The 24,057-nt window shown below is 46.0% G+C and carries 21 protein-coding genes and 1 pseudogene; 12 read left to right on the top strand and 10 right to left on the bottom strand.

What is annotated here, in order from left to right; all coding sequences use genetic code 11:
* Positions 1-19: 19 nt before the first annotated feature.
* Genes HQN90_RS15430 through dgoD form a run of 3 tightly spaced genes read left to right on the top strand, consistent with a single transcriptional unit; the run spans position 20 to position 2,709 of the window.
* Positions 20-892 carry a carbohydrate ABC transporter permease gene (locus tag HQN90_RS15430; protein ID WP_246362442.1) on the top strand — a complete coding sequence of 291 codons (873 nt, stop codon included), beginning with the start codon at positions 20-22 and terminating at the stop codon, positions 890-892.
* A 25-nt stretch (positions 893-917) separates the two neighbouring features.
* On the top strand, positions 918-1,544 hold the full coding sequence (locus tag HQN90_RS15425) for a bifunctional 4-hydroxy-2-oxoglutarate aldolase/2-dehydro-3-deoxy-phosphogluconate aldolase (protein ID WP_173220157.1): 627 nt from the start codon (positions 918-920) through the stop codon (positions 1,542-1,544).
* A 16-nt stretch (positions 1,545-1,560) separates the two neighbouring features.
* Positions 1,561-2,709, top strand: a complete 1,149-nt coding sequence (gene dgoD / locus HQN90_RS15420) for a galactonate dehydratase (protein WP_173220155.1) — start codon at positions 1,561-1,563, stop codon at positions 2,707-2,709.
* Positions 2,710-3,394: 685 nt separating this feature from the next.
* On the opposite strand, the gene map is transcribed toward dgoD, so the two are convergent.
* The 4 genes from map to HQN90_RS15400 form a co-directional block, all read right to left on the bottom strand.
* Positions 3,395-4,141 carry a type I methionyl aminopeptidase gene (gene map, locus HQN90_RS15415; RefSeq protein WP_173220153.1) on the bottom strand — a complete coding sequence of 249 codons (747 nt, stop codon included), beginning with the start codon at positions 4,139-4,141 and terminating at the stop codon, positions 3,395-3,397.
* 7 nt (positions 4,142-4,148) lie between these two features.
* Entirely contained in the window at positions 4,149-4,733 is a 585-nt protein-coding gene (locus HQN90_RS15410; RefSeq protein ID WP_173220151.1) for a TetR/AcrR family transcriptional regulator, read from the bottom strand.
* A gap of 803 nt (positions 4,734-5,536) precedes the next feature.
* Complete coding sequence (locus HQN90_RS15405; protein WP_173220149.1) at positions 5,537-6,919, bottom strand: MFS transporter; 1,383 nt, start codon at positions 6,917-6,919, stop codon at positions 5,537-5,539.
* Between the two features lie 448 nt (positions 6,920-7,367).
* On the bottom strand, positions 7,368-7,901 hold the full coding sequence (locus tag HQN90_RS15400) for a YbhB/YbcL family Raf kinase inhibitor-like protein (RefSeq protein ID WP_079419877.1): 534 nt from the start codon (positions 7,899-7,901) through the stop codon (positions 7,368-7,370).
* Positions 7,902-8,080: 179 nt separating this feature from the next.
* Between HQN90_RS15400 and HQN90_RS15395 the strand changes: the two genes are divergently transcribed.
* From HQN90_RS15395 to HQN90_RS15370, 6 genes and pseudogenes are all read left to right on the top strand, one after another.
* A complete protein-coding gene (locus HQN90_RS15395; RefSeq protein WP_173220147.1) occupies positions 8,081-8,746 on the top strand; it encodes a GntR family transcriptional regulator in 666 nt (221 codons plus the stop codon).
* Between the two features lie 511 nt (positions 8,747-9,257).
* Positions 9,258-9,599: pseudogene (locus HQN90_RS15390) on the top strand (hypothetical protein).
* Between the two features lie 331 nt (positions 9,600-9,930).
* A complete protein-coding gene (locus HQN90_RS15385) occupies positions 9,931-10,854 on the top strand; it encodes an NAD(P)/FAD-dependent oxidoreductase (protein ID WP_173220145.1) in 924 nt (307 codons plus the stop codon).
* A gap of 27 nt (positions 10,855-10,881) precedes the next feature.
* The gene (locus HQN90_RS15380; RefSeq protein ID WP_079421278.1) at positions 10,882-11,121 is read left to right on the top strand and encodes a glutaredoxin family protein; all 240 of its coding nucleotides are present in this window, start codon (positions 10,882-10,884) and stop codon (positions 11,119-11,121) included.
* A 53-nt stretch (positions 11,122-11,174) separates the two neighbouring features.
* The gene (locus tag HQN90_RS15375; RefSeq protein WP_173220142.1) at positions 11,175-11,741 is read left to right on the top strand and encodes a peroxiredoxin; all 567 of its coding nucleotides are present in this window, start codon (positions 11,175-11,177) and stop codon (positions 11,739-11,741) included.
* Between the two features lie 139 nt (positions 11,742-11,880).
* A complete protein-coding gene (locus tag HQN90_RS15370) occupies positions 11,881-12,147 on the top strand; it encodes a hypothetical protein (RefSeq protein WP_079421276.1) in 267 nt (88 codons plus the stop codon).
* 79 nt (positions 12,148-12,226) lie between these two features.
* Here the strand turns inward: HQN90_RS15370 and HQN90_RS15365 are convergent, their stop codons facing one another.
* A complete protein-coding gene (locus HQN90_RS15365) occupies positions 12,227-13,306 on the bottom strand; it encodes a LacI family DNA-binding transcriptional regulator (protein WP_338042329.1) in 1,080 nt (359 codons plus the stop codon).
* A gap of 198 nt (positions 13,307-13,504) precedes the next feature.
* Here HQN90_RS15365 and HQN90_RS15360 point away from each other — a divergent pair, with 198 nt between their 5' ends.
* Positions 13,505-16,633: a beta-galactosidase gene (locus HQN90_RS15360; protein ID WP_173220138.1), complete on the top strand. Its 3,129-nt coding sequence runs from the start codon at positions 13,505-13,507 to the stop codon at positions 16,631-16,633.
* 86 nt (positions 16,634-16,719) lie between these two features.
* Here HQN90_RS15360 and HQN90_RS15355 read toward each other — a convergent pair whose 3' ends face one another.
* The 5 genes from HQN90_RS15355 to HQN90_RS15335 all read right to left on the bottom strand — a co-directional run bounded on the left by HQN90_RS15355 (position 16,720) and on the right by HQN90_RS15335 (position 20,834).
* Positions 16,720-16,959, bottom strand: coding sequence for an AbrB/MazE/SpoVT family DNA-binding domain-containing protein (locus tag HQN90_RS15355; RefSeq protein ID WP_275942585.1), 240 nt, complete (start codon positions 16,957-16,959; stop codon positions 16,720-16,722).
* A 198-nt stretch (positions 16,960-17,157) separates the two neighbouring features.
* Complete coding sequence (locus HQN90_RS15350; protein ID WP_173220134.1) at positions 17,158-17,463, bottom strand: hypothetical protein; 306 nt, start codon at positions 17,461-17,463, stop codon at positions 17,158-17,160.
* A gap of 69 nt (positions 17,464-17,532) precedes the next feature.
* Entirely contained in the window at positions 17,533-18,396 is an 864-nt protein-coding gene (locus HQN90_RS15345; protein ID WP_338042328.1) for a transglutaminase family protein, read from the bottom strand.
* Positions 18,393-19,352, bottom strand: coding sequence for an alpha-E domain-containing protein (locus HQN90_RS15340; protein WP_246362438.1), 960 nt, complete (start codon positions 19,350-19,352; stop codon positions 18,393-18,395). Before HQN90_RS15340 ends, HQN90_RS15345 begins: the two co-directional genes overlap by 4 nt.
* Positions 19,353-19,376: 24 nt before the next feature.
* Complete coding sequence (locus HQN90_RS15335) at positions 19,377-20,834, bottom strand: circularly permuted type 2 ATP-grasp protein (protein ID WP_173220131.1); 1,458 nt, start codon at positions 20,832-20,834, stop codon at positions 19,377-19,379.
* A 348-nt stretch (positions 20,835-21,182) separates the two neighbouring features.
* Here HQN90_RS15335 and HQN90_RS15330 point away from each other — a divergent pair, with 348 nt between their 5' ends.
* Positions 21,183-23,393: a methyl-accepting chemotaxis protein gene (locus tag HQN90_RS15330; RefSeq protein ID WP_173220128.1), complete on the top strand. Its 2,211-nt coding sequence runs from the start codon at positions 21,183-21,185 to the stop codon at positions 23,391-23,393.
* Positions 23,394-23,490: 97 nt separating this feature from the next.
* Positions 23,491-24,021 (top strand): hemerythrin domain-containing protein, encoded by a 531-nt coding sequence (locus tag HQN90_RS15325; RefSeq protein WP_173220126.1) that lies wholly within the window; start codon positions 23,491-23,493, stop codon positions 24,019-24,021.
* Positions 24,022-24,057: the final 36 nt, after the last annotated feature.

Below are 24,057 nucleotides of genomic sequence, written 5' to 3'. Positions count from 1 at the left end.
ACATAAGGAGGGAACACTTTTGCAAAATACGGTCAGTCTTAACCGGCCGGTTAGGCCCAAATCAAGCCAGGGAAAGACACGATGGACAGCCATCATCATGTTTATTCTGATGGTCTTGGTCTCGTTTCTCATGATCTTTCCGCTGCTGTGGCTGTTCGGTTCATCCGTTAAGTCCATTAGCGAAATATTCACCAATCCACCGACCTGGCTTCCACATATATGGCAATGGAGAAATTTCACCGAACTTTTTGTCAACAGAGGCTTTGGTAGAGTAGCCTGGAACAGCCTGCTGCTTTCCAGTGTTTTTACGGTAGCAACCCTATTCCTATGCGGTTTGGGGGGATTCGCTTTTGCGAAATATCAATTCAGAGGCAAACAAGTGTTATTTGTTTTTGTGCTGGCTTCCCTGATGATTCCTCATGAGGCGACGATGGTACCGCTATTTGTCATTTATAAAAATTTTCACTTGATCGATAACCTCTGGGGAGTTATCCTTCCCGATTTGGCCAATGCGTTCGGTATCTTCTTTATGCGTCAATACTGCAGGTCTATTCCTGATGAGATGATGGAAGCAGCGCGCATTGACGGATGCTCCGAATTTACCTTGTTCCGTAAAGTCGTTTTGCCTAATTTGCGATCCGCTTTTGCGGCGCTGGGCATCATTTTATTCGTCAAACAATGGAATAACTTTATGTGGCCTGTTGTCATTCTAAGATCCAAAGAAAATATGACCCTCGCTGTCGCTCTGAAGGCGCTGGAGGACAGCAACAATACACCCTACCATTTGATTATGGCTGGCTCGGTGATCAGTGTGCTGCCTCTTTTAATCATTGTGCTTATTTTTCAAAAGCAATTAATTTCCGGCTTGACCGAAGGGGCTGTCAAAGGATAACAGCAACGGGAAGGAGCAGAATCGCATGACCATCTTGTCACAGATTCTTGAACACAAAATTATCAGCATCGTGCGGGGAACGGAACTGCAGCATATGCTGCCCGTCGCACTGGCGCTGCATGCTGGAGGCATCCGGCTGATCGAAGTCACAATGAACACGCCAGGTGCTCTGGAGGCCATTCGTCTGCTGCGCGCCGAATTCGGCGATGATATGGCGATTGGAGCAGGGACCGTACTCGATCCAGAGTCGGCACGAGCGGCGCTGCTTGCCGGAGCCTCGTTCCTCCTCTCGCCATCGCTTAACGTGGAAACGATACGGTTGACCAAACGTTATGGTGCAGTCAGTATTCCCGGCGCTTATACGCCTACGGAAATCGTGACGGCTTATGAATACGGTGCTGACATCGTGAAAATTTTCCCGGCTGACGCCATTTCGCCGTCATTTATTAAGAGTCTGCGAGGGCCCCTGCCGCAAATTCCGTTAATGCCAACGGGCGGCATCGATCTGGATAATATTCGCTCTTTTGTGGACGCTGGCGCTGCTGCCATCGGGATTGGCAGTTCGCTTGTCCCTGCCAAGTGGGATATCACTACCGATTCTTTAGAACAATTAACACATAAAGCAGCCCAATTCGTCAGGGCGACCCAATAGAGAGGAGCTATGATTTATGAAAATTACCGGCTATGAACTATTCAAAGTACCTCCGAGGTGGCTATTCCTCAAATTGGAAACCGATGAAGGCCTTGTAGGCTGGGGGGAGCCTGTGATTGAAGGCAAGGCAGCCACGGTGGAAACGGCTGTTCATGAAATGATGACTTATATCATTGGTAAAGATGCGCTTCGTATCGAAGATCATTGGCAAACGATGTATCGCGCAGGCTTCTATCGCGGGGGTCCGATTCTGATGAGCGCGATTGCCGGCATCGATCAGGCGTTGTGGGATCTTAAAGGCAAATATTATAATGCCCCTGTCTATCAATTATTAGGCGGAGCTTGCCGCGATTCGATCCGTGTCTATTCCTGGATTGGCGGAGACCGTCCCAGTGATGTTGGTCAAGCGGCTAAATCCATTGTTGACGCAGGTTTCACGGCGGTCAAAATGAATGGGACAGAGGAACTCCAGTATATTGATTCCTATGAGAAGATCGATCAAGTTTTGGAACGTGTTGCTGCTATTCGCGAATCTGTCGGCAAATATGTGGGTATTGGCGTTGATTTTCATGGTCGCGTCCATAAACCGATGGCGAAGATTCTCGCTAAGGAGCTTGAACCTTTCAAATTGATGTTTATCGAGGAGCCAGTCTTAGCTGAAAATAACGAGGCATTACGCGAAATTGCCCGGCATACGTCTATCCCTATCGCAACTGGCGAGAGAATGTTCTCCCGTTGGGATTTCAAGTCGCTGTTGGCGGATGGGTATGTGGATATTATCCAACCTGATCTGTCACATGCCGGGGGGATTACAGAGTGTAAGAAAATTGCCTCGATGGCGGAGGCCTATGATGTTGCTCTGGCACCGCATTGTCCGCTTGGACCTATTGCGCTTGCGGCATGTCTTCAGGTAGACGCAACAGCGCATAATGCGTTCATCCAGGAACAAAGTCTGGGCATTCACTACAATCAAGGCAGTGATTTGCTAGATTATATCGTTGATGGTTCTGTATTTGCGTACAAGGATGGCTTCGTCCAAATTCCTCAAGGGCCTGGTTTGGGTATTGAAGTGAACGAAGCGCATGTCAGGAAGATGGTGGCTGTTGGGCATCAATGGCAGAACCCTGTATGGCGGCATAAAGATGGGAGTATCGCCGAGTGGTAGGGGAATTCACACTTTGAGTTTGAGTTGAACCCACATAGTCTTTCGAATCAATGGAAACTTATTTTATAATTAGTTGGCCTAAAAAGAGGTTATCCCACATTAGGAATAACCTCTTTAGTTTCATTCTTATTTAATTCTATAAAACTCAGACAAAATAAATATGTTCTTCAATGTCTGCATATATTAGGGGGATTTTCTTGTCGCAAATGTGTATAAATTCATGATGGAAGGTAAAGACTAAACTAACGGAGAAGTATGACAAGTTCTGCTATAAGCGCCAACCAGCGTGAAAAAGCAGAAGATTACAATGAGTAATCTTAACTTTACAACGGAGGATGGGAATGATGGAACCAAGTATCCCGAAACCATCCCGCCAATACTCCTGCGCGCGTCATGTTTAACAGAACATGAGGTGTGGAGATCAGGTAGATTCGGCAGAACGAAGGCTAGAGCCATTCGAATAGAAAAGGTATGCCAATGGATATGCCGCGCGGCTGAAAAACTGGATATGGTGAGAATGTTCAAACAGACGTTCAAACAGACTGAACTGACGAACTTCCGAATGTACAGGTCTAAAGTTAGAGCATGTGGAAACATATGCACCTGCGACCGAATAAAGAAAGATGCTATGCCGAATACGAAAAAATGAGAGGTCGACCATTTCGTTGGTCGACCTCTCATTTTTCTATTGCGCAGTCAAAATTTGTGGACCTTCAGCCGTGATGGCGATCGTATGCTCATATTGGGCGGCGAGCTTGTTGTCCATCGTCCGTGCAGTCCAGCCGTCCGGATCGATTGTCATGAAGTAGGTGCCTTCGGTGATCATGGGCTCAATCGTGAACACCATACCTTCCTTGATACGGGGGCCTTTTCCAGGCTTGCCGACATGCATATAAGTCGGCTCCTCGTGCAGGTCGCGGCCGATGCCATGGGCGAGAAGGTCGCGCACGACGCCGAAACCGTGTGATTCCGCATGCCGCTGAATCGCGCTCGTCACGTCGCCTAGTCGATTGCCGGGCTGCGCCTGCTCGATGCCCAGGTCAAGACATTCCTTCGTGACACGCATCAACTTCTCGGCCGTCGGCGAGATCTGTCCGACCGCATAACTCCAGGCCGAATCGCCGAGCCAGCCATCGAGCTCAGCGACAGTGTCGATCGTCACGATATCGCCTTCCTCAAGTGGCTTATTGCTAGGGAAGCCATGTGCGATCACATCGTTGGCGGAGGCACAGGTCGCATATTGATAGCCCTTATAACCTTTCTGGTATGGCTTTGCGCCGTGCTTCAACATAATTTCCTCGAATATGCGCTCAATCTCGTTGGTGGTAATACCCGGTTTGATAAGCGGGGCGATTGTACGATGGCATTCAGCCACCACTTGGCATGCCTTGCGGATAGCGTTAATTTCATGCTTGCTTTTTAAAATGACCATGTTCGTATCAGGACTCCTTCGTAATAGCTTGCATAGCGAGTCGGGCGATTCGATCGACGTCCAGGTCGGAATTAACCGCATAGTAGTGCAGCCCACAGCAACCGACTAGCACGGCGAGCATATGGTCGACGCTGTCGTCTTCGCACTGGGCGATCGATTGGAGTGGAACATACAGCCGTTCCATAAATTTTCTTTTGGCGTGGTGTCGATCCTTTTCTGGCAAGCCTGCATAATGTTCAGCCGCCATTTTGTAGACGAGATATGCGCGGGCGTCCGACTGCCACAGCCGGAGCAGCGCTTTACAATACGTCAACAACTGCGGGTCATCCGGGGGGCTGCCGCTGATGTTCGCCCATTGTGCGATAACTTGCTCGCATCGTTCGAAGCCGCTTTCTAACACATCTTGTATTAATAAATGCCGATTGGGGTAATAATGGTACACTGTGCCGTAACCAAGCCCTGCCTCGCGGGCGACGTCGCGAATATCAAAGCTGCCGCCCGTGCGAAAATAGGAGAGCGCGGTGACGTCCAGGATCTGTTCTCTGCGCTGTATGCGTATGAGTTCATTTTGTTCTTTGGTACGGGGGCACATAGCGGGTTAACCTCCTTATATAGACCTGCAAATTTGTCAATATATAAATAGTAACGCATGGGGTGGAGAAATGCAAAAGATTTGTTGGTGTTCGATAAAACGAAGTACTGAACAATAAAGAACTAGACCGTAATCATAAAGTTGTAGACTGGGCGCTGGCGTTAACCTAACGGATAACGATTGTTGAACAAACCTAAAGAGGCTGCCGTGTGCAGCCTTTTGTGCAAACGGGCGGGATAACGAAACCTAACTTACACAATTAACATCTAAACAAGAGTGGGACTAAATGAAAGGAGTGTTCGTTTGGTCAATTTTGGAATAATTATAGTATTGTTTATAGGTACTGGGTTATTATTCGTCATACGTTCGAAATCGTCACAAAGGAGTTTAAGTTTGCGTTGGGTAGGTTATGCACTTATTTTAATGGCACTATTTCTTGTTGTTATTAGAATACTATTCAATCTCAATGAAGCATCACATTATCAATAAATATCAACATCTCAAGGTTAAGGGGCGGTGAACGAGAACTCCAAGTTCTTGTCCCGAGTCAGAGGACAAGAACTTGTTCAGATGACTGATCAAAAACGATCTAAAGAGGTTCGCGTAATAAGTATGATTCTCATGAACAGCATTAAACCTGAGAGTTATATATTCTCAGCTAGAAGAAGGTCTCTTATTAACTTTAAATGAACTGGCATGCAGATTTTTTTGATTAAGCAGGCTGGCTTTTGATTTTTGATGTTATCTAACCCGATCTGACCTAGCATTTCTATATTACCTTTACTAAGTAACTGGTTCACTATTCATCTTTCGTCCTTAGCCATTTTACCTGTACGCCCAAATTGGGCATAATATAATGCAGCTACGACAACGATAAGAATGGGAAGTATCAGGAAAATATTGCTATATACGAAAGTCGCACTGTTTTGTGGTATCGGATTTAAGTGAATGGTGGATGTGCCCAGATCTAGTATCTTGCCGATAATAGCTGTTGATGTAGCCGTAGCAATAAAAGTGACCATCGAGAATAATCCCATCCCTACGCCAATATTCTCTTTTGAGAGTGTACGTGAAACAGTGTTTGACATTGCAATTTGCATGAACGATTGACCAAGAATACCGAAAATGAGAAAGATCGCAATAAATACTGGCGACATACCAACGACGGAAGACAAAGAGATGAAACCGATAATAAGAAGTGCAGCTGCAGTAAACACAAGGAAACGATCTCCCTTTTCATCTGCTAATTTACCGCCTCGTCGACCCCAAAGCGCGGCCATTAAAGACGACGGCAACATAACTATTCCGATGAAAACCGGTGACAAGTGGTTTACAGAAGAAAGTAGCTGAGGTGTAATGAATGGAAAAGCAAAGCCAATCCCGATCATGACGAAAGTAATAATTAGACCGAATGAAAACGGTTTGTTTCGAAATATGGTTGGGTTTATGAATGGGTTTGGAGTATAGCGTATACGTAGTACGAAAAAAATGAAAGTAAGAGTTCCCCCTAAGGCAAGCCAAACACTTCCGCTTGTTAGAGCCAGTAACAAAATGGCTACGGTACCAGCCAGAAGTACTCCGCCAATATAATCCATTTTTCTGGTAACTCCCTTTTCATCATCTAAATATTTCCGATACATCGGCAACGTAAGTAATGATAAAAGCGAGATTACAAATAGTACCCGCCAGTTCCATGTACTGCTTACCACACCAGCGATGATCGGACCAATGGCCAAACCAAGTGAAAATCCGATTGCAACGGTACCCAATGCACGACCGCGCCTTTCAGATGTAAAGTAACGAACTGGTACAATCATAGAAATCGCCGGAATGACCGATGCACCAGCTGCCTGTACAATTCGCCCCACAATGACCATCCAATATTCACTAGCCACTAAACCGATGACAGACCCAAATGCAAAAAGTAGTAGACCAAACGTCAACAAATTCTTCAAGCTGTATCTGTCTGTCAATTTACCGTAAGTTACCGAGCCAATTGCATACACAATCATATAGCCTGTGATGATCCAACTCGCTTGCGATGAAGAAATTTGAAATTGTTTACTGATATTAGGGAGTACAATATTAAACATGGTTGCATTCATGACGGATATTATGAGTGTAAAGACAAGTAAACCAAGTAATAACTCTCCTTTATTTTTTTGAACGCTATGATTGGTTTGCATTGGAATGCCTCATTTCTATAAGATAAAACGTATTGATGAAATAAAGAGCCTGTATTCCATTGATGATTAAATGTTTCACCTGATTAAGCCGACAAGGTAATGTTTTAAATACTTCGCTGGCAGAGATGCTCAACGCTAATTTACTGAAAAGTCCTCAATTATGAGGACTTTTCAGTTTTTCTGGATATATTTTAAATTTTACTTTGTTTTTAATCTTGCTCCCACAGCTGCAAATGATGGTATGCTTCAAAATTATAATTGGCTGCTGGCAATTGGGGCATACATGATGTGGCTGATCGTTCAGCTTCACCACTTCCTCCGTACTTGACTCCGCATTGCATGGAGTACTGTGCTTTTCAAACCTTGTTGTGTACAAAAAAAAGCTCAAATACGCATAAGATACTCGGAATTTCTCATATGATTCTCTCCTATGCTTCAACATCTTGGGTTACTTGATTTCCCCTGTTGCCATGAGAACTGCTCTGCCCAGCGTATGACTCAACATGGTGAATCCAAGGAGAGCTGGCGTGGAATTAGGGGCGACACTGATATTTTCGACGTCCAGCGCATGAACAACAAAATAATATCGATGAGGACCGTGTCCCGCTGGAGGCGCTGCGCCGATAAAGCGATCGAGTCTCAAATCATTCGGTAGTTGCAGGGAGCCTTGAGGCAAACCGCTGGAATACTCATCGCCTGCGCCTGTGGGTAGCTCGGTAACGCTGGCAGGGATATTGATAACTGCCCAGTGCCACAACCCCGATCCAGTTGGGGCGTCCGGATCATATGCAGTTACGACAAAACTCTTTGTCCCGTCGGGTGCACCCGACCACTTCAAATGGGGCGAGAGATCTTTACTTCCCTCTAGTGTTGACATCTCCGAATAATGCTGGGCCGGTAGAGGATGTCCCTCCACAATGTCATTACTCTCCAACTGAAAGACTGCTACTTCTGGCAATTTGGAAAATGGATTGTTGTTCATTATAAATTACCTCCTTTTATTTTCATTTTCGATAATACATTAAATAATCGATTCTGTAAATGATAATCGATTTAATCATTTGTTATCGAATTTAATGTTTGTTTTTTATTGATATCGGTGTAAACTATCTAAATACAATTACGTATAATTATAATGTGCATGAAGGAAGGTGCTGCTTCATGGCCAAAAGAAATGGTTCGTCCACCTTAAGCGAGAATGTGAAGAAGAAACTACAATCCGATATTTTGACTGGACAATATGAACCAGGCGCTCCATTAAAAGTTTTGGAATTAGCTAAAGGTTTCGAAGTCTCAGTTGCCGTTGTTCGCGAAGCGTTGACGCGATTGGCGACTCAGGGTCTGGTACAGCAAAATCCTAACCACGGATTTTCAGTAAAGACGGCGTCGGAAGAAGAACTGAACAACATCATACAAGCGAGGTTAATCAATGAATCCGAAGCTTTACGCCTATCCATCGCCTATGGTGATCTCACATGGGAATCTATTGTAATTGCCGTGCATCACAAGCTATCGCAAACGACTGAGTACAAGGAAGTGAATGAAAAGCTTGTCGTCCGCGAAGAATGGTCTGAGATTCATCGTCAATTTCATTACGAGCTTATTGCTGCATGCCCTAATCCAGTTCTCTTAGATATCTGCAGCAACCTTTGGGATTTGAGCGAATTTTATCGGCATTGTTCACCCCAGCAACAGCAAGTTCGCGATGGACTCGCTGAACATAAGGCATTAACAGATGCCGTTCTTAGCCGCGATGGTGAACGTGCTACACAGCTCTTTAGAGCACACATCCAACTAACCTCTGAGGTCTTATTTGACAACCAATAAGTTGTTTATAAGATTCAAAAGTTTACGTCGAAACTTATCTTTTAACTGGGGAATTGGATAGGGACGGGGATACTTACTCAGGTGGGCTCCTCTTCGAGTTAAGTGCCTGTCAATACTCCTGTGCGCGTTATGTTTAACAGAACATGAGGTGTGGAGATCAGGTAGATTCGGCAGAACGAAGGCTGGAGCCATTCGAATAGAAAAGGTATGCCAATGGATATGCCGCGCGGCTGAAAAACTGGATATGGTGAGAATGTTCAAACAGACGTTCAAACAGACTGAACTGACGAACTTCCGAATGTACAGGTCTAAAGTTAGAGCATGTGGAAACATATGCACCATCAAACGATGGGGTGAGCGGCGTAAAGTAAGAAATTTTCCTATGAAATACGCTATGCCGAACAATGGCGGCATTGGTCTCACAGGCTTAGAGGAAGCACCTAAGTCCAGAAAGAATAGCTAGGATGTAAGGGACTTGGAAAGCAAGGGACGTTGCAACAAGGGCTGTTACCTGAAACGTAAGTTCGAATCATTAAAATCTTTGCAATCTACAATCAAAAAACTCGAGAACGCCTTATCCCAGATGACTCAAAGTGGCGCAAATACTACCTTAGTAAAGAAACGACTTAATGCTGTTTACATTGGCTTAGCTATTTTAGAGAATTTATGGAATCAAAAACCTCATCTATACAAACATGAAGATTTAGTAGAAGCTCACAATGTTCTTTGGGTTTAACCCCCCTCAGTTGAGAACAGTTACATTAAGTCGAAGCCTGGTAGTCCACAAAGAACGCTCTTAGAAAGAAGACTTAAGGCGTTGGTGCTAGTTGTTCAAGCGATCGACGAGCTATAGTCCAAATAACACGGAATCGAAGCCAAAGGAGAATCGTAAGTTGGATTGCGACTCTGCTAGTAGGGGTAATACCAGCATAGCTGTCACCACCCGCAAACGTATGGATAAAAGTGTAAAGAACTCTCCAAATTTGGAGGGTTCTTTTTTGCGGAGTGAGATATAGTACCAGTGGCGCCTGTTTGTTTAACTATCGTTCTCCTCCGTTAATTTTTCTTATTTATAATTATTCTTAAAAAGGATTGACTTTCATTTATATTTAATTATAATAATTATTATGTGAGATGGATTATCAATGGACAAGCAATTAACATGATGAAGGGAGTGAAACGCTATGTATGATGTCATCATTATAGGAGCCGGACCGGCGGGAGCCTCATCGGCCATTTATACAGCAAGAGGTAACTTGAAAACGTTAGTTATCGACAAAGCACCGAACACGGGAGCATTAGCGATCACTCACAAAATTGCCAATTATCCCGGCGTCATAGGCGATCTATCGGGCAAAGATCTGCTCGATACGATGCGTGATCAAGCCAAAGGCTTTGGCGCGGAGTTCATTCAGACGACGATTACGGCTGTGGATGTAGAGGACGAAACCAAAGTTGTCTTTACCGCGGATGGCATTTATGAAGGCAAGTCCATTATTATTGCAACAGGTTCTAAAGGACGCAATCGCATGCTGCCAGGTGAAGAAAACCTGTTAGGGCGCGGGGTAAGCACATGCGCCACTTGTGATGGAGCCTTTTTTGAAGGCAAAACGGTGGCGGTCATCGGTGATTCGGAGGAAGCTTTGGAAGAAGCGCAGGCGCTGAGCAAATTTACAGATAAAATCTATTTCGTTGTACCGCGTCCAGAGCTGCAAGGCGTACATCATGTTCCAGAACTGAAGGGGACATCCATTTTATATAAAGCAAAGCCGCTGGAAGTGTTAGGCGAGAAGCAAGTGGAGGGACTTCGAATCCGCACGAGCGCTGGATCGGAGGAGGTGCTGAAAGTCGATGGCGTGTTCGTCTTCCTCTCCGGCAGCAAGCCAGGCACCGATTTCTTGCAGGATCAAGTGCCTCTGGACGAGGATGGTTTTATGATTCTGGACAGCTCCATGCAATCCTCCGTTGCCGGAGTATTCGGAGCAGGCGAAGTCAGACGCACACCGGTGAAACAAGCTGTTGTGGCGGCTGCTGACGGAGCGATCGCGGCGATGGCCGTCGATAAATTTATTAACAAACGGGCGCAATTAATCCCGCAATACAAATAAACTCACACCCTAAGGAGATGTATATCGATGTCTAATGTCATTGTTTATTCCAGTACGAATTGCCCTTATTGCCAACAGTTGAAAAAGTATTTGAACGATCAGCAGGTTGCTTTTGAAGAAAGAAATATCGATCTGAACGATCAATTTGGACAAGAGCTGCATGACTTAGGCTTGATGTCCTTGCCTGTAACCGTCATTGGCGAGCATAAAATCCTAGGCCTAAACGTGACTAAGCTTAAAAAAGCACTGGCCGAAATCGCAAGCTAACGCAAGTTCATCTCAGCTAACCCAATAAATAGATAGAAAGAGGAGATCATACGATGACACAATTAACTTTACAACCGACACAACCATTTGCGAAATTAGGGCTGCCGGCTCCTTCCTTTTCACTCTTGTCGACCAAAAACATGGAGACTTTGGATGAGAAAATCACGCTGGAGGATTACCGCGGCAAATGGCTTATTTTCTTCTTCTGGCCATTTGACTTCACATTCGTTTGCCCAACTGAAATTACAGCTTTCAGTGACAATTACACGCAGTTTGCTGAACTGGATTGCGAAATTGTAGGTGCTTCCGTTGACAGTATTCATACGCACAGAGCTTGGACACAAACTCCGCGGGAGCAAAATGGGATCGGACCTGTGAATTTCCCATTGGTCAGTGACTTTTCCAAAGAGACAGCACGCAGTTATGGTGTTCTGGACGAAGAAACGGGTGCTGCACACCGTGGACTGTTCATTATCGATCCAGAAGGCGTACTTCGCTACCAAGTCATAACGGATATGAATGTCGGACGTTCCGTGGATGAAACGTTGCGAGTGCTTCAAGCGCTGCAAGCTGGCGGACTTTGTCCAGTGAACTGGAAACCGGGAGATAAAACATTGTAATAGGTTATGAACGAAGGGGCTGCCGCCAAAGATCTAACCGATCTTAGGGGCAGCTTTTTCCATATGTATTCGAAGCCGGATTTGAAGTATAATAGGAGAACTGGTTAGGAGTATAGGTGAAGACAGAAAGGTTAGATACATGATGCAGTCCATATCGGACAAATTATTTATGGGGTCGCTAATTCTTCTGATGATTTCAGTGGTCGTTAGCGGAATTGGCTTTCAATTCATCAATTGGCGCTCACAAGTGAATGATGAGCTTGACTCGGAAACGAAGGACAGCAGCTCGCGAAAGAAAGCGGTTATTGATCGGCAGGACAAAAGCCTGTCACGGGTACTGCGCTCTTATTTATTTTGGATTGCTATAGTGGGTATACTTGTTTCCATTGTTCTTTCTCGGTTATAGCCGATTGCACATTCGCAAGGCGTATAGAGGCTCTTTGAAGAGCTGATCTATACGCCTTATTTGCGTTTGATGAGGCTATTTAACCTGAATCTCGGGCAATGAAGCGTGATGACAAAATGATTTTCTCCGATTGCCTCCCAGGGTGATTCCTGCGATAAAGCAGGGTTTCAACGGCGCGAATGCCTAAGGATTCTTTGGCTAGTTCAAATGTGCTTAGCGGCGGTTGTGCGTAGGCAGCGGCTTCAATGTTGTCGAAAGCGATAATTTTGATTTGACTCGGTATGTCGATTCCTTTGCTTCCTAGGATAGGGATCAGATCGAGTGCTAGTTGATCGTTGGCACAAATGATTCCTTCAGGCATGCTGTCCGGGGTCAACGCAGCTACTTTCCGTTCTAGATAGGAGATTAACTGCGGCTGGCCATAAGGCACCTGCCATCTCTTTAAGGAATAAGTTTCCTCAGGACCGGCAATGTTTTCGATGGCTAGACGGCATCCCCACCAACGCTCCTTAAAGCTGACAGCGAAAGAGTCGTCGCCAACGAATACAAGTCGCTTCAAGCCCGCCGCAAGCAGCCGCTGACAAGCCATTTTACCAGCTTCTAAATTATTGTTCAGGACACAATCAACATCGACCAGAGGTTCAAAATGATCAATTAAAACTAGCGGAATACCGGTCTGTTTCAGCGAAATGACGGATAGGGATGGAAACGTACCAGCAAGCAAGTGGCCCGCGCAGTAGGCGGGATCCAAGTAGGAAGGGATTTGCAAAGAATCCGTGTGTCCCTTAAGGACAGGTACGATCAGATGCTCATACCCGAGTTCGCTGCTGGCTGTTGCAATGCCTGCGAGAACTTTGCCCCAGAAGGGGTTGTCCTGCTGATACATAGCTTGAATCCAGACCAATATGTAAGGGCTGACTTCTTTGGAAATAGCAGCTTGATCCTTTTCTGCTGAATCTGTCAGGGAGCTTTCTTTGCTTATCCTATGAGTCTTCCCCTGAATAAGGTAGCCCATAGCCCTTGCAGTCTCTTGAATACGCAACCGATTCTCGATGCTTACGCCCGATTTGCCGGATAACGCTTGGGATACGGTATATTTGGACAAGCCGAGCCGGTCGGCAATTTGCTGCATAGATACATGTTTGCTCAAACGAGACACCCTCTTATCAGGAATGGGAAAAACATAACAAAACTAACAAATTACATTTTTATATATAAAGTGAATGTTGTCAATGATGGTTGGAGTTTTTTATTGAAAATGAGTTGACCTAGAGAGAGAAATTGATTACATTATGATCACAACAAATATTGTTAGCCTAACAAAAATAACAAAATAATTCCGTGTTGGAGGATGAATATGAATAATTCGATCATATTTTATGATCCGTCGTTTCCTTATGAAGGGATTCGCCCGAGCAACAGTCATCTAGAGGCGTTAGCACAGTTTGGCCGCATCGCAGCAGCGGATGAATTAGAAGAAGCGCTGGCCCAAGGCGCAGCGAATTTGGTTCATCTCCACGGACGTTATTTCCCTAAAAAGGCATGGCAAGCCATCTTGAAGCATGTAAGAGCGGGCAAGGGGCTTATTCATGTGGGGAGTGCGCCTTTCCGAAATCCCGTTTATGCAGGTGCATCTGACTGGGAATTAGAGGCGGAACAAACAGCGTACCATCAGCAGCTTCAAATCCATGAAGTTCTGCCTGTTGATCCGTCACCAATTGCTCGTTATGCAGCACATTCAGAGCTTGCCTTGCTTGCTGGCAAAGAAGCACTGCTGACTGTTCAGCCTACGGTTGGTCTTGTTCTTCATGTAACACGTGCCGATGATCACCCAGGTCAAGTAGGTTCCAGCGGTCCCATGGATGCTCATCTGATCCCGCTTCTTAAAGGGATTTCACGTGAAGAACGAGAGATTGCGGCACCTATCGTACTTTTGGAAAATACGAAGGGGGATTTCGCAGGCGGTCGCTGGATTTTTGCAAATCTGGTTACTGATGATACGTTCTGGACACAGGGGGGGACAACGTTGCTGAAAGAACTGTCTGCCTTCACAGCCAGAGGTGTGACTGAAATCTGGTTCAAACCGAACTATGCGTGCTATGACCCAGGTGATCGCGCAGCGCTGACTGTGCAATTGCAAACTCTCGCCAATCGCTTCGGGGACAACTCTGAGAATACAGGTTGGACATTCACTGTTGAAGTGAAGAAAGACGGACATTCCGTGCCTGTGTGGACAACTGAATTCCAAATGAAAGCGTCTCGGGAGCTAACATATCATAAGGTGAATGTTCCGGTTGATATCGAAGCCGGCTATTACACGGCTGTTTGTACGGCTGTTGCGAATACAGGCGAAACGCGTATTTTTAACCAAGGCTACTGGGGCTATGATGCGCAACTGCTTCGTGAGGGCACACCGCTGTCTTGTGACCGCGACTATTTTAAGAAAGATGGACGTCCGCTGCCGATTGTAGGAATGACTTATATGACGAGCGATGTGGCGCGCAAATTCTTATTCATGCCAAACGTATCCGTATGGGATCGAGATATTGCGCAAATGGTTAAAGCGGGGATTAATTTGCTGCGCACGGGAATTTGGTCGGCTTGGCGTCAAGTTATGTTTGTGGATGGGCATCCTTATGAGGAAGTTCTGCGTTCCATTGATGCTTTCATTTTGACTTGCAAAAGACATAACATTGAAGTAACGTTCAACTTCTTTGCTTTCACACCAGAACTATGGGAAGGGGTTAACCCTTATCTGGATCCGCGCAGCGTTGAAGCACAAAAACGATTCATCTCTTCGATCGTTTCCAGGCATCAAAACACGACGAACGTGCACTGGGATCTGATCAACGAACCGTCCATGTTTAACCCGAACAAGCCTTTTGCCGGTCCCCAGTCAGCGCATGACCGCTTCGAACAGGACGCTTTTGTGAACTGGCTCGAGACTCGGCATCGTGATATCCGCAAGCTGCAAGAGCGTTGGAATATGACAACGGAAGAACTGCCGGATTTTGCAAGTGTGCGTTTACCGGACGTTGCTGATATGAATATGAACACAACCGAGACGCTGGAGAAAAAAGGATCTCCGTGGCTGGATTACACGCTGTTTACGATGGATATGCACAATCGCTGGGCGCATGAATTAATTGCCACAATTCGCAGTATTAATCCGGCGCATTTGGCGACAGTAGGACAAGATGAAGGCTTGGGAGCTCAGCGCCCTTCTCCATTTTTCTATGCAGATGCGGTTGATTATACGACGGTTCATACATGGTGGTTAATGGATCAACTGGTTTGGGACGGTATTTTCTCCAAAGCACCGGATAAGCCAAGTTTGATTCAAGAAACAGGGATCATGTATGTAGAAACGGCAGATGGCCGCGCAAAACGCTCCGAACACGAGCTGCGCAATATTCTTGAGCGTAAATATGCCTATTCGTTTGCAACGGGTGGAGCGGGAGCCGTTCAATGGATTTGGAATATCAACTTCTACATGAACAATATCAATGAATCCCATATCGGGGCGCTTCGGGCAGATGGAACGGAGAAGCCGGAAGCAGATGTCTCTTATGACTTTGGTTCGTTCATGGGCAGCATTCGTGACTTGTTCGTGGATCGAAAGCTGGAGGAAGTCGTAGCTGTATTCCCTTACTCCAATGATTTCTCTACGCGGAAATTAGCTGGCGATGCCACATCCAAACTCACGCGAACACTGGCTTACTCGATGAATGTGCCTTTCCGCGGACTTGGCGAGTATCATTTGGACGCATTGGCTCAAGCTCATCCTAAGCTGATCATCGTACCAAGTGCGCATAATTTCAGCGATGCTGCATTAGAAAAGCTTGCAGCACATGTGCGTTCCAATGGAGGCACTCTATTATTTACAGGGCCACTTGGGCTAAATGAATATTGGACACCCGTGGCGCGATTGACCGAGGTTGTCGGCGACACCGTGTTAAGCAACGTTCTGCGTGAGGAAGCTATGGTGCTGAACGGAAAGGTACATCCGGTTTCCTTCGGTGGCGATCGTATTGCGCAGCTGAATAAAGAGGTGGCTTTGTCGAGTGGAACAGGAAACAGCGGTACATGGAATTCCCAACATGGGGTCGTTGAGACCTATGAGCTGGGCAAAGGAAAACTAATCTGGTGTCCGCTTCCGGTTGAACTGAATGAACGAAGTGAAAGCGTCGAGGCGTTGTATCATTTCGCATTGGCAGAGGCTGGTGTGCAAGCTGAGCTCACTTGGGTTAAAGGCGGGCAGCTGCCTGGTGTTTATGGGCGGAAGCTCAGCTTTGCGGAAGGCTCCTTGTTTATCTTCGTATCGGAGTTTAGCGTAGATACCGAGATTGAGGTGAAAGATCCTGTTACGGGTCGGAGCTATGTTTTCGAGCTGGAAGCAGAGCGTACAGTCATGTTCGCGGCAGATACGGAAGGGAAATTGCTGGCAGTCTATCGCCAAGATCAAGTTCATATCGAAGTGAAATAGAATGGACAAAAGGCACTGAGTCGCCTAGCTGATAACGTTCAGCTGCGCGGCATAGTGCCTTTTTTAGAGAGGGGGGGCTTTAGGAGCTAAACGATTTCATCAACGCAGGTACCGCAGACCAGCTTTCCTTTGAAATAAGTCATATTTTCGAAGTTACCGCAGAATACGCAGGCAGGCATGTACTTTTTAAGTGTTATTCGTTCCGGATCCACATAAACCTCAATGGCATCGCCAATGTCAATATGAAGTGTGCGTCGGAGTTCAATCGGCAAAACAATGCGTCCCAACTCATCTACTTTTCTAACGATACCTGTTGATTTCATCAGAAAACCTCCCTGTTTATCTTCTTTTTTTCTAGCATGTAGGTTAATGTAGTTATTCCACATTTACACTTGAATTCCTTTTATTTACTGAGCCTTTTTTGAAATTTTTCGTCACAAAAAGACGGATTTCACACTGTTCATCCGTGTGTGAGATCCGTCTTTTTGTGATTTGGCTGAAAAGTCTGTCCCGCGAGGTTGTTTTTATTTCTCTAGTTGTTGATCTTTGGCGATTTGCTCTTGCAGCGCAGCACGCTTAGCTGTCAATTGTTTAACTAAAGCAGCTTGAGAAAGGTCAATGCGTTTGATTTCTTCTTTCATTTTGTTCATTCTGGACATTTTGCTGTTTAAATCGCTAGCCGAATTGCTTAGTTTGATATCTCTTTGCAGTTGATTCATTTTGGAGATTACTTTTTCTTTCTTCTTCTGTTCGTCGATGCTTTTCTGTTGATCCTCTGCAATCTCTTTTTTTAATCGATTTATGATGGATGAAGTGAAGCTTATGGACATTGGAACACCTCTTAGTTGTAAACTGTCTTCGGAATCATTCTACACTAAATATGGGGGCTAAGCGAGGAATTATCCGATCAGTTTAACATCCACAATAACTTCCAAATCCTGTTGACCAGCTCCGCGATAAACACCTTTGACAGGAACGATATCATTGTAGTCGCGGCCATGTCCCAATTTAATGTAACGCCAGTTGACTTCGCAGTTATTGGTAGGATCAAAGCCAAACCAACCGGAGCCTGGTATCAAGCACTCCACCCAAGCGTGGGAGGCTTGCGTGAAATCCGCGCTGCCACCCTGCAGGTCTCCTACGAAGTGATAGCCGCTCACATACCGGGTGGGAATACCTTTGTCACGGCAAATCGCAATCATGAAATGAGAGTAGTCTTGGCAAACGCCACGTTTGAATTGCAGCATTTCACTTACAGTGGTCTGAACGGATGTTGCCGAAATATCATACGTGAAATCCCGATTGATCGTTGTGTAAATATTACGCATCAGCTCATAGAGGCTGACGCCTTGATCGGGAATGGCGTCTGAATAGGATTTGATCTCAGGCGTCAGTCCTGTATAGCTTGTAGGCAGCAGGTATTCGGCGTATTCATTTTGGAAAGTATCGCTAAACCGCATCGCCTTCTCCTCATAAGGAGAAGCGATGTCCGAAGGGATATTGTCGTTGTCGTGCGTGACAACCGTAGACATCATTTTGATCGTCAGCTCACGATGAATAGGATTGACCGTAAAAGCATGCACGCGATTATGGAAGAAATCCGAGTAGGTGAAGAAAGCAGAAACTGGTTCGGTGGTAATGCTGTGGTGATAGCAGGCTTGCCGATTGTCAGTCAGCGGGGTTAACCGTACTTCATTGACACTGTCCTGCGCCGTTTCGGTGTAAGAATAGCGTGTGATATGCGTAATCTCCAGCTTCATCATGCGATAACCTCCTCCCGGGAGGGAAAAAAGACTTTCGACATCCGAATGCCCATGAGGTTGCAGGATTCACGGAGTGCTTGCAGCGTCATTTCCAATTTACCGGATAAAATATCGTCCTCATCCATGCAAGCGAGGTTTGCTTGGACTTTCCCTGCCAGCTTAGCTAGCTTGTGAACGGTATTGCCGAGATCCGGGTCATCTAATTGAATCCCTTTTAAGGAGCGTTCTAACGCTTGAAAGGAGAAGCTGATGGAACGTGGGAAGGTATCGTTAAGCATAAGAAACTTAATGATGCTGCTGAGGGTAACGGTATCGGCATACTCTCTGCGATAGGATTCATACCCGCTGACTGATTTCAAAACGGAAAGCATAAGCGGATAGGACGAAAGCTCTTCTCTCGCATAATCCTGGCATAAGGATTGAAGCAAGCGCAGCAGATTCTCGGCTCTTTCCAGATAGCGGCCGGCTTCTACGAAATACCATTCATTTTGGCGAGGCATGACCGAGGTAGCAGCCCCTTGAAACATCGACAGTGTATCACGAATAAAACGATAGAAAAGATGTGGAGAGTCGGCCGTGATGTCACGCACTTCTTTTTCTTTGAGCCACAAATACAAGCCGTTCATAATGTCCCATAGCTCTGCAGGCATTTTCTCGCGAATATTCCGGAGATTAGCGCGGGCATGATTCGTACAAGCGAGCAAAGAATTGGCATTGATTTTATCTAAAGTTATATATTGCAGGACATGCTGCTCGGTGAAGCTGCCGTACTGTTCTATGAACGCTGCGCGATCACCGATCGTATCAATAAGTCGGCTCCAGGATTGGCCGTTCGTGCTCTCCCGCTCCTCGCGGATATGATAATAGACATCGATTAACCTCGCATGATTCTCTGTTCGTTCTGCATACCTGCCAATCCAGAATAAAGCTTCCGCTGTTCGTCCCATCATGACCATATTCCTCTGGCCTCCAATCTTTCTTTAGGAATGAGTGACCCAAGTATCCTTGCAGCCTCCGCCTTGCGAGGAGTTGACGACGAGTGAACCTTCTTTCAGAGCGACACGCGTGAGCCCGCCGGGTATGACTTGAATGTTGTCTCCGGCAATGACGAAGGCTCGAAGATCAATATGTCTAGCTGCCATTTGACCGTCCATCATTACCGGGGCTCGAGATAATTGGATGGTGGGCTGAGCGATATACCGGTCAGGATCTGCGAGGATTTTAAGTCTAAAATCAGCAATTTCATGTTCAGTGGCCGACGGCCCGATAAGCATCCCATACCCGCCAGAGAGCGAGGTCTCTTTGACGACCATTTCGTCCAGGTGCTGCAGCACATGCTCCCGTTCCTCCGGTCTGGATAAAATGTAAGTAGGTACGTTCTTCAGAATAGGTTCTTCATTTAAATAGTAACGAACCATATCCGGCACGTAGGCATAAATGGCTTTATCGTCAGCCACGCCAGTTCCCGGGGCATTGACAATGTTGATGTTGCCAGCGCGATAAGCGTTCATAATACCGGCGACACCCAGCATGGAACTGGGGTCGAAAGCAAGAGGATCCAGGAAATCATCATCAATTCTGCGATACAAAACATCAATTTGGCGAAGTCCTTTGATGCCGCGAATATAGACCTTATGGTCAATGACAACGAGATCGTGTCCTTCTACAAGCTGAATGCCCATTTGCTGCGCCAAGAACGTATGTTCGAAGTAAGCAGAATTGTAACAGCCAGGTGTAAGCAAACCAATAACTGGATCGGATTTGCCGGAAGGGCTCAGTCTGCGCAGGGCGGATAGAAAGACATTTAAGCTATGTTCAATATCTTGAATCGAATGACTGAAAACAAGCTCCGGGAACAAGTGAGTCATGATTGAACGGCTTTTATACAAATAGGAGAAGCCAGATGGCGAGCGCAGGTTATCTTCCAGTACAAAATATTCACCATGCTCATCACGGATTAAATCGATGCCTGAGACAGTGACGTACACATCGTTCGGTATAGACAGCCGCATCATCTCGGGGCGGAAATAGCAATTGGACATGACCATTTTTCTTGGAATAATGCCTTCTTTCAGGATGTTCTGATCATGATAAATATCTTTGAGAAATAGATTCAGCGCCTTAACGCGTTGTTGCAGCCCTTTTTCCAACTTCAGCCATTCGTCTCGAGGAATAATGCGTGGGATAGGATCGAAAGGAATCGTGCGTTCCAGAGGTTCTGCTTGGTCGGGGCTATACAGGGTGAACGTAATACCTTCTTCCATCATGCGCTTCATGGTGGCCGATTGGCGCTTGTTTAAACTCCCCGCCTTCATGGACATGAATTGCCGGAAAACCGTTTGATAATGTGATCTTACCGAATAAGCATTCATAAACATTTCATCAAAAAACGGGCGCGGATCATAAGGGGTGGTGACCAGATTCTCAGGTTTAGACATCGCAGCTTCCTGGTTTCTTGAACGATGCATCGGAAGCTATCTATTGACGCGGGCCCGAAGCAGAAACCAGGCCTCCTTTCTGATCTGAATTCATTTTGATGTGAGAAAATATAACGCTAAAGATTGAAAAGAAACGGTTATTTCTTTCATTGTAGATTTTTCAGAAAATTATGTCAATATACCTGACACATAAATAAAACGACAAGAAATGCCGTGATTTTCGGATTGGATAATTATTTTGCGAAACATCACTTTTTGTCTTGCTTTACGTCGAAATCAGCTATAGAATGTCGATTAAGAAATGTTAAATAAAGTCACTTGAAATGTGACTATCGGAGGGGATTTGGGATGTTTGAATGGCTTGGAATTCGCAAAGGACTGCCATTGTGGTGGTCATATCGTCTGAATCGCGGTATCAAGGAGGATGTAGCCCATATATTTGAGGGCATTGCTCACACGAGAACGGACATTTTAAGAAGCTGGGTAACGTCCTATTGGGCTAATTTGGATCGTTTGTTGGAACAATTAACGGAATTGCTGGCAACTTCGTCAGAGAATCTGTCACAGGATGAGACGCATATTGAACGATTGCTATTCGCGGCTCAAAAGAGTGGTGCAGATTTATCAGAAATTTTTATTTTAAATGAAACAGCGACGGTAATCCATTCGACTTACCCTACACATAAAGGGAAGAAATATGACGCAGGAAGTGTACTTCACAAAGGATTAGAGGAAGCGCGTAAAGGTAATAAATGCTTATTCGGACCGTACTCGGACCCGTTGACCTTGCAAATTGGTCCCAGCACCTCCCCATTTCATGATGAAATGACGCTGACTTTTATCGTTCCCATGATGGAGAACGGGATTTGGAAGGGAGCTCTTTGCGGGCGTGTACCTAATGACGTGCTTGGGGACTTGATCCAGCGAGAGTCGGGACATGTGTATCCGGATTCTGGCGATAATTATTTGTTCATGGCTAAACCTGTTTTGAATACGCATATTGCCCCTGGCACTGCATTGTCCCGAAGCCGGTTTGAAGATCTTACATTTACACATGGTGACAATCTCAAGGATGGCGTACGCACGGATTATGGCATAGTTGGTGTGAAACAGCATACGGAGCTTGAGCTTATCTTTACGGATCCGGCTACTGGACAACTTCATCCGGGGGTTGCAGGAACGATTGCTAAGGGAAATAATCTATTCGTGGAGTTCCCTGGTTATTCCGATTATCGACATATTTCTGTCATTGGCAAGGGAGTCACCTTCCAGCTGCCGCATTGCCCGGATGTATGGGGGATGATGTGCGAAGGAGATCTGGAGGAAGTGTACCGGATTCGCAGTATCGATTGGAAATTGTTCAGCTTGCAGCTTCGCTATATGATCGGTTTTATCCTCCTTTCGGCCGCAGGCTTCTGGCTGTTGAATGGTCATGTTTCCAATGTGATCGGGGCAGCATGTCTGGCTGGGGGCAGTTTATTGTATGGCCTTATCGGGGCAAATCTGTTCAGACACATAGGGAGCAATCCGATTGTTAAGCAGCTCTCGCAGATTAATAAATTCATTCGACTAAATGCTGAAGGCAGCGGCGACCTGACGCAGCGTCTCAAGGTGCAGGAGTTCGCCGGCGATGAAACGCAGGAATTAGCCAAATGGATCAATAATATGATTGATTCGCTCGAAGGCATTATGCTGCAAGTCAAACAAGCGGCAGCCGAAGTTCAGGTAAGCCAAGAACGAATGAATGAATCGACAGGTTCGACGGAACAATCGACAGGACGTATGAGCACTCAGATTCATAATATGATCCGCTCCCTGCGCGGTCAGCTGAAGGATATTGATATCGCCAAGGATGTCACTCAAAATATGAGCGGCACCCTGCGTGAACTAGAAGAAAAGGCTTCAGGGCAAATTGCTGTGGCGCAAGACGAAGTGGGTCGTATCGGGGATAAAATGAATCATATTTCGGCCAAGGTGGCAGAAACGAATCGGGCGATTCAAACATTTTTGCAAACGACGCAGGAAATTCCGAAGCTGCTTCAGGTGATTGAGGAAATCTCCGCGCAGACGAATCTGCTTTCGCTGAATGCTTCGATCGAAGCAGCCAGAGTGGGAGAACACGGCAAAGGTTTTGCCGTCGTGGCTGGGGAGATTCGCAAGTTGGCTGATCTTACGAAAAAGTCGACGACAGAGATCAATGAGACGATTGAACAAATTGAACGCCACGCCAATGAAGCTTTCATTTCGATGGAAGAAGGCACGCAGGTTGTGCTGGAAGGGACGCAAATCGTTGCGGCGGCTTCAGAAATTCTTAGCAGCGCCAACGCCCACGATACGATGAAGACGCAAGTAGTGGAGGAAGTAGTGGCGCTGATGGAGAAGGTCGCAGGCGTGAGCAAGGAAAACCGCCAAATCTCTGCTGAGGTGGAGCGCACGGTTCAGGAGCTTCTGCAGGATATGCTTCACGTGCGTCAAACGACGGGGGATGTTGGGGCGATTACCGAATCGCTGCTGCAGCTTGTCAATCAGTTCCATTTGACAGAAAGTCGAGTACGTTAAAGGCTTATCCTGTGTAAATCCTTCGCATGTTAACGGCCCCCTCCTGCATACAATGATAATGCGGAAGTGGGGTAGTTTAATTGAAGGAGGATGTCTAATGATCGACCGTTTGAGCATTCGAACGAATAGGGAGACGACTTTGGATCCCAGCTACTTTCCAATGCTCGTGGAGCGCCTTAAAGAAGAGCATTTGCAGATGCGCGAGCAGCTCACCGAAATCCGTACAATGGCAGCTTCCTTATACTCCCTAGTGGATTGCTCCATAGGAATGTGTAAGCTGATTGAACTCCAGGATCGGATTCTCTACCTTGTGGAGGAGCTGGAGCAGCATTCGGAATGGGAGGAGCAGGATTTATTTCCTCAACTGCAAGCGTACTTGAATGGAGCGATGGCTCTCTCCTTCTCTCGTTCCATCACGGTTTTAGAGCAGGATCATGACTTGGCCAAAAGAGTCGTGCAGGCATTCGTTGATGGTGTGAATGCGATGAAAGTACCGATAGATATGGAGTTTCTGCATCTGATGGCATCTGAACTAATGACAGCCTGTCTCATCTTGCTTAAACATTTCACGTTGGAGGAAGAGCTGGTCTACCCGCTCATCGATCCAATCGTAGAACAATTGTCTTAGTACATACCAAGAAGGCCTTCCCATAAGTCCAAATCT

The sequence above is a fragment of the Paenibacillus alba genome (assembly GCF_013204855.1).
In the GTDB taxonomy this organism is placed as follows: Bacteria; Bacillota; Bacilli; order Paenibacillales; family NBRC-103111; genus Paenibacillus_E; species Paenibacillus_E alba.
This window is presented reverse-complemented; position numbering and strand designations above follow the sequence as displayed.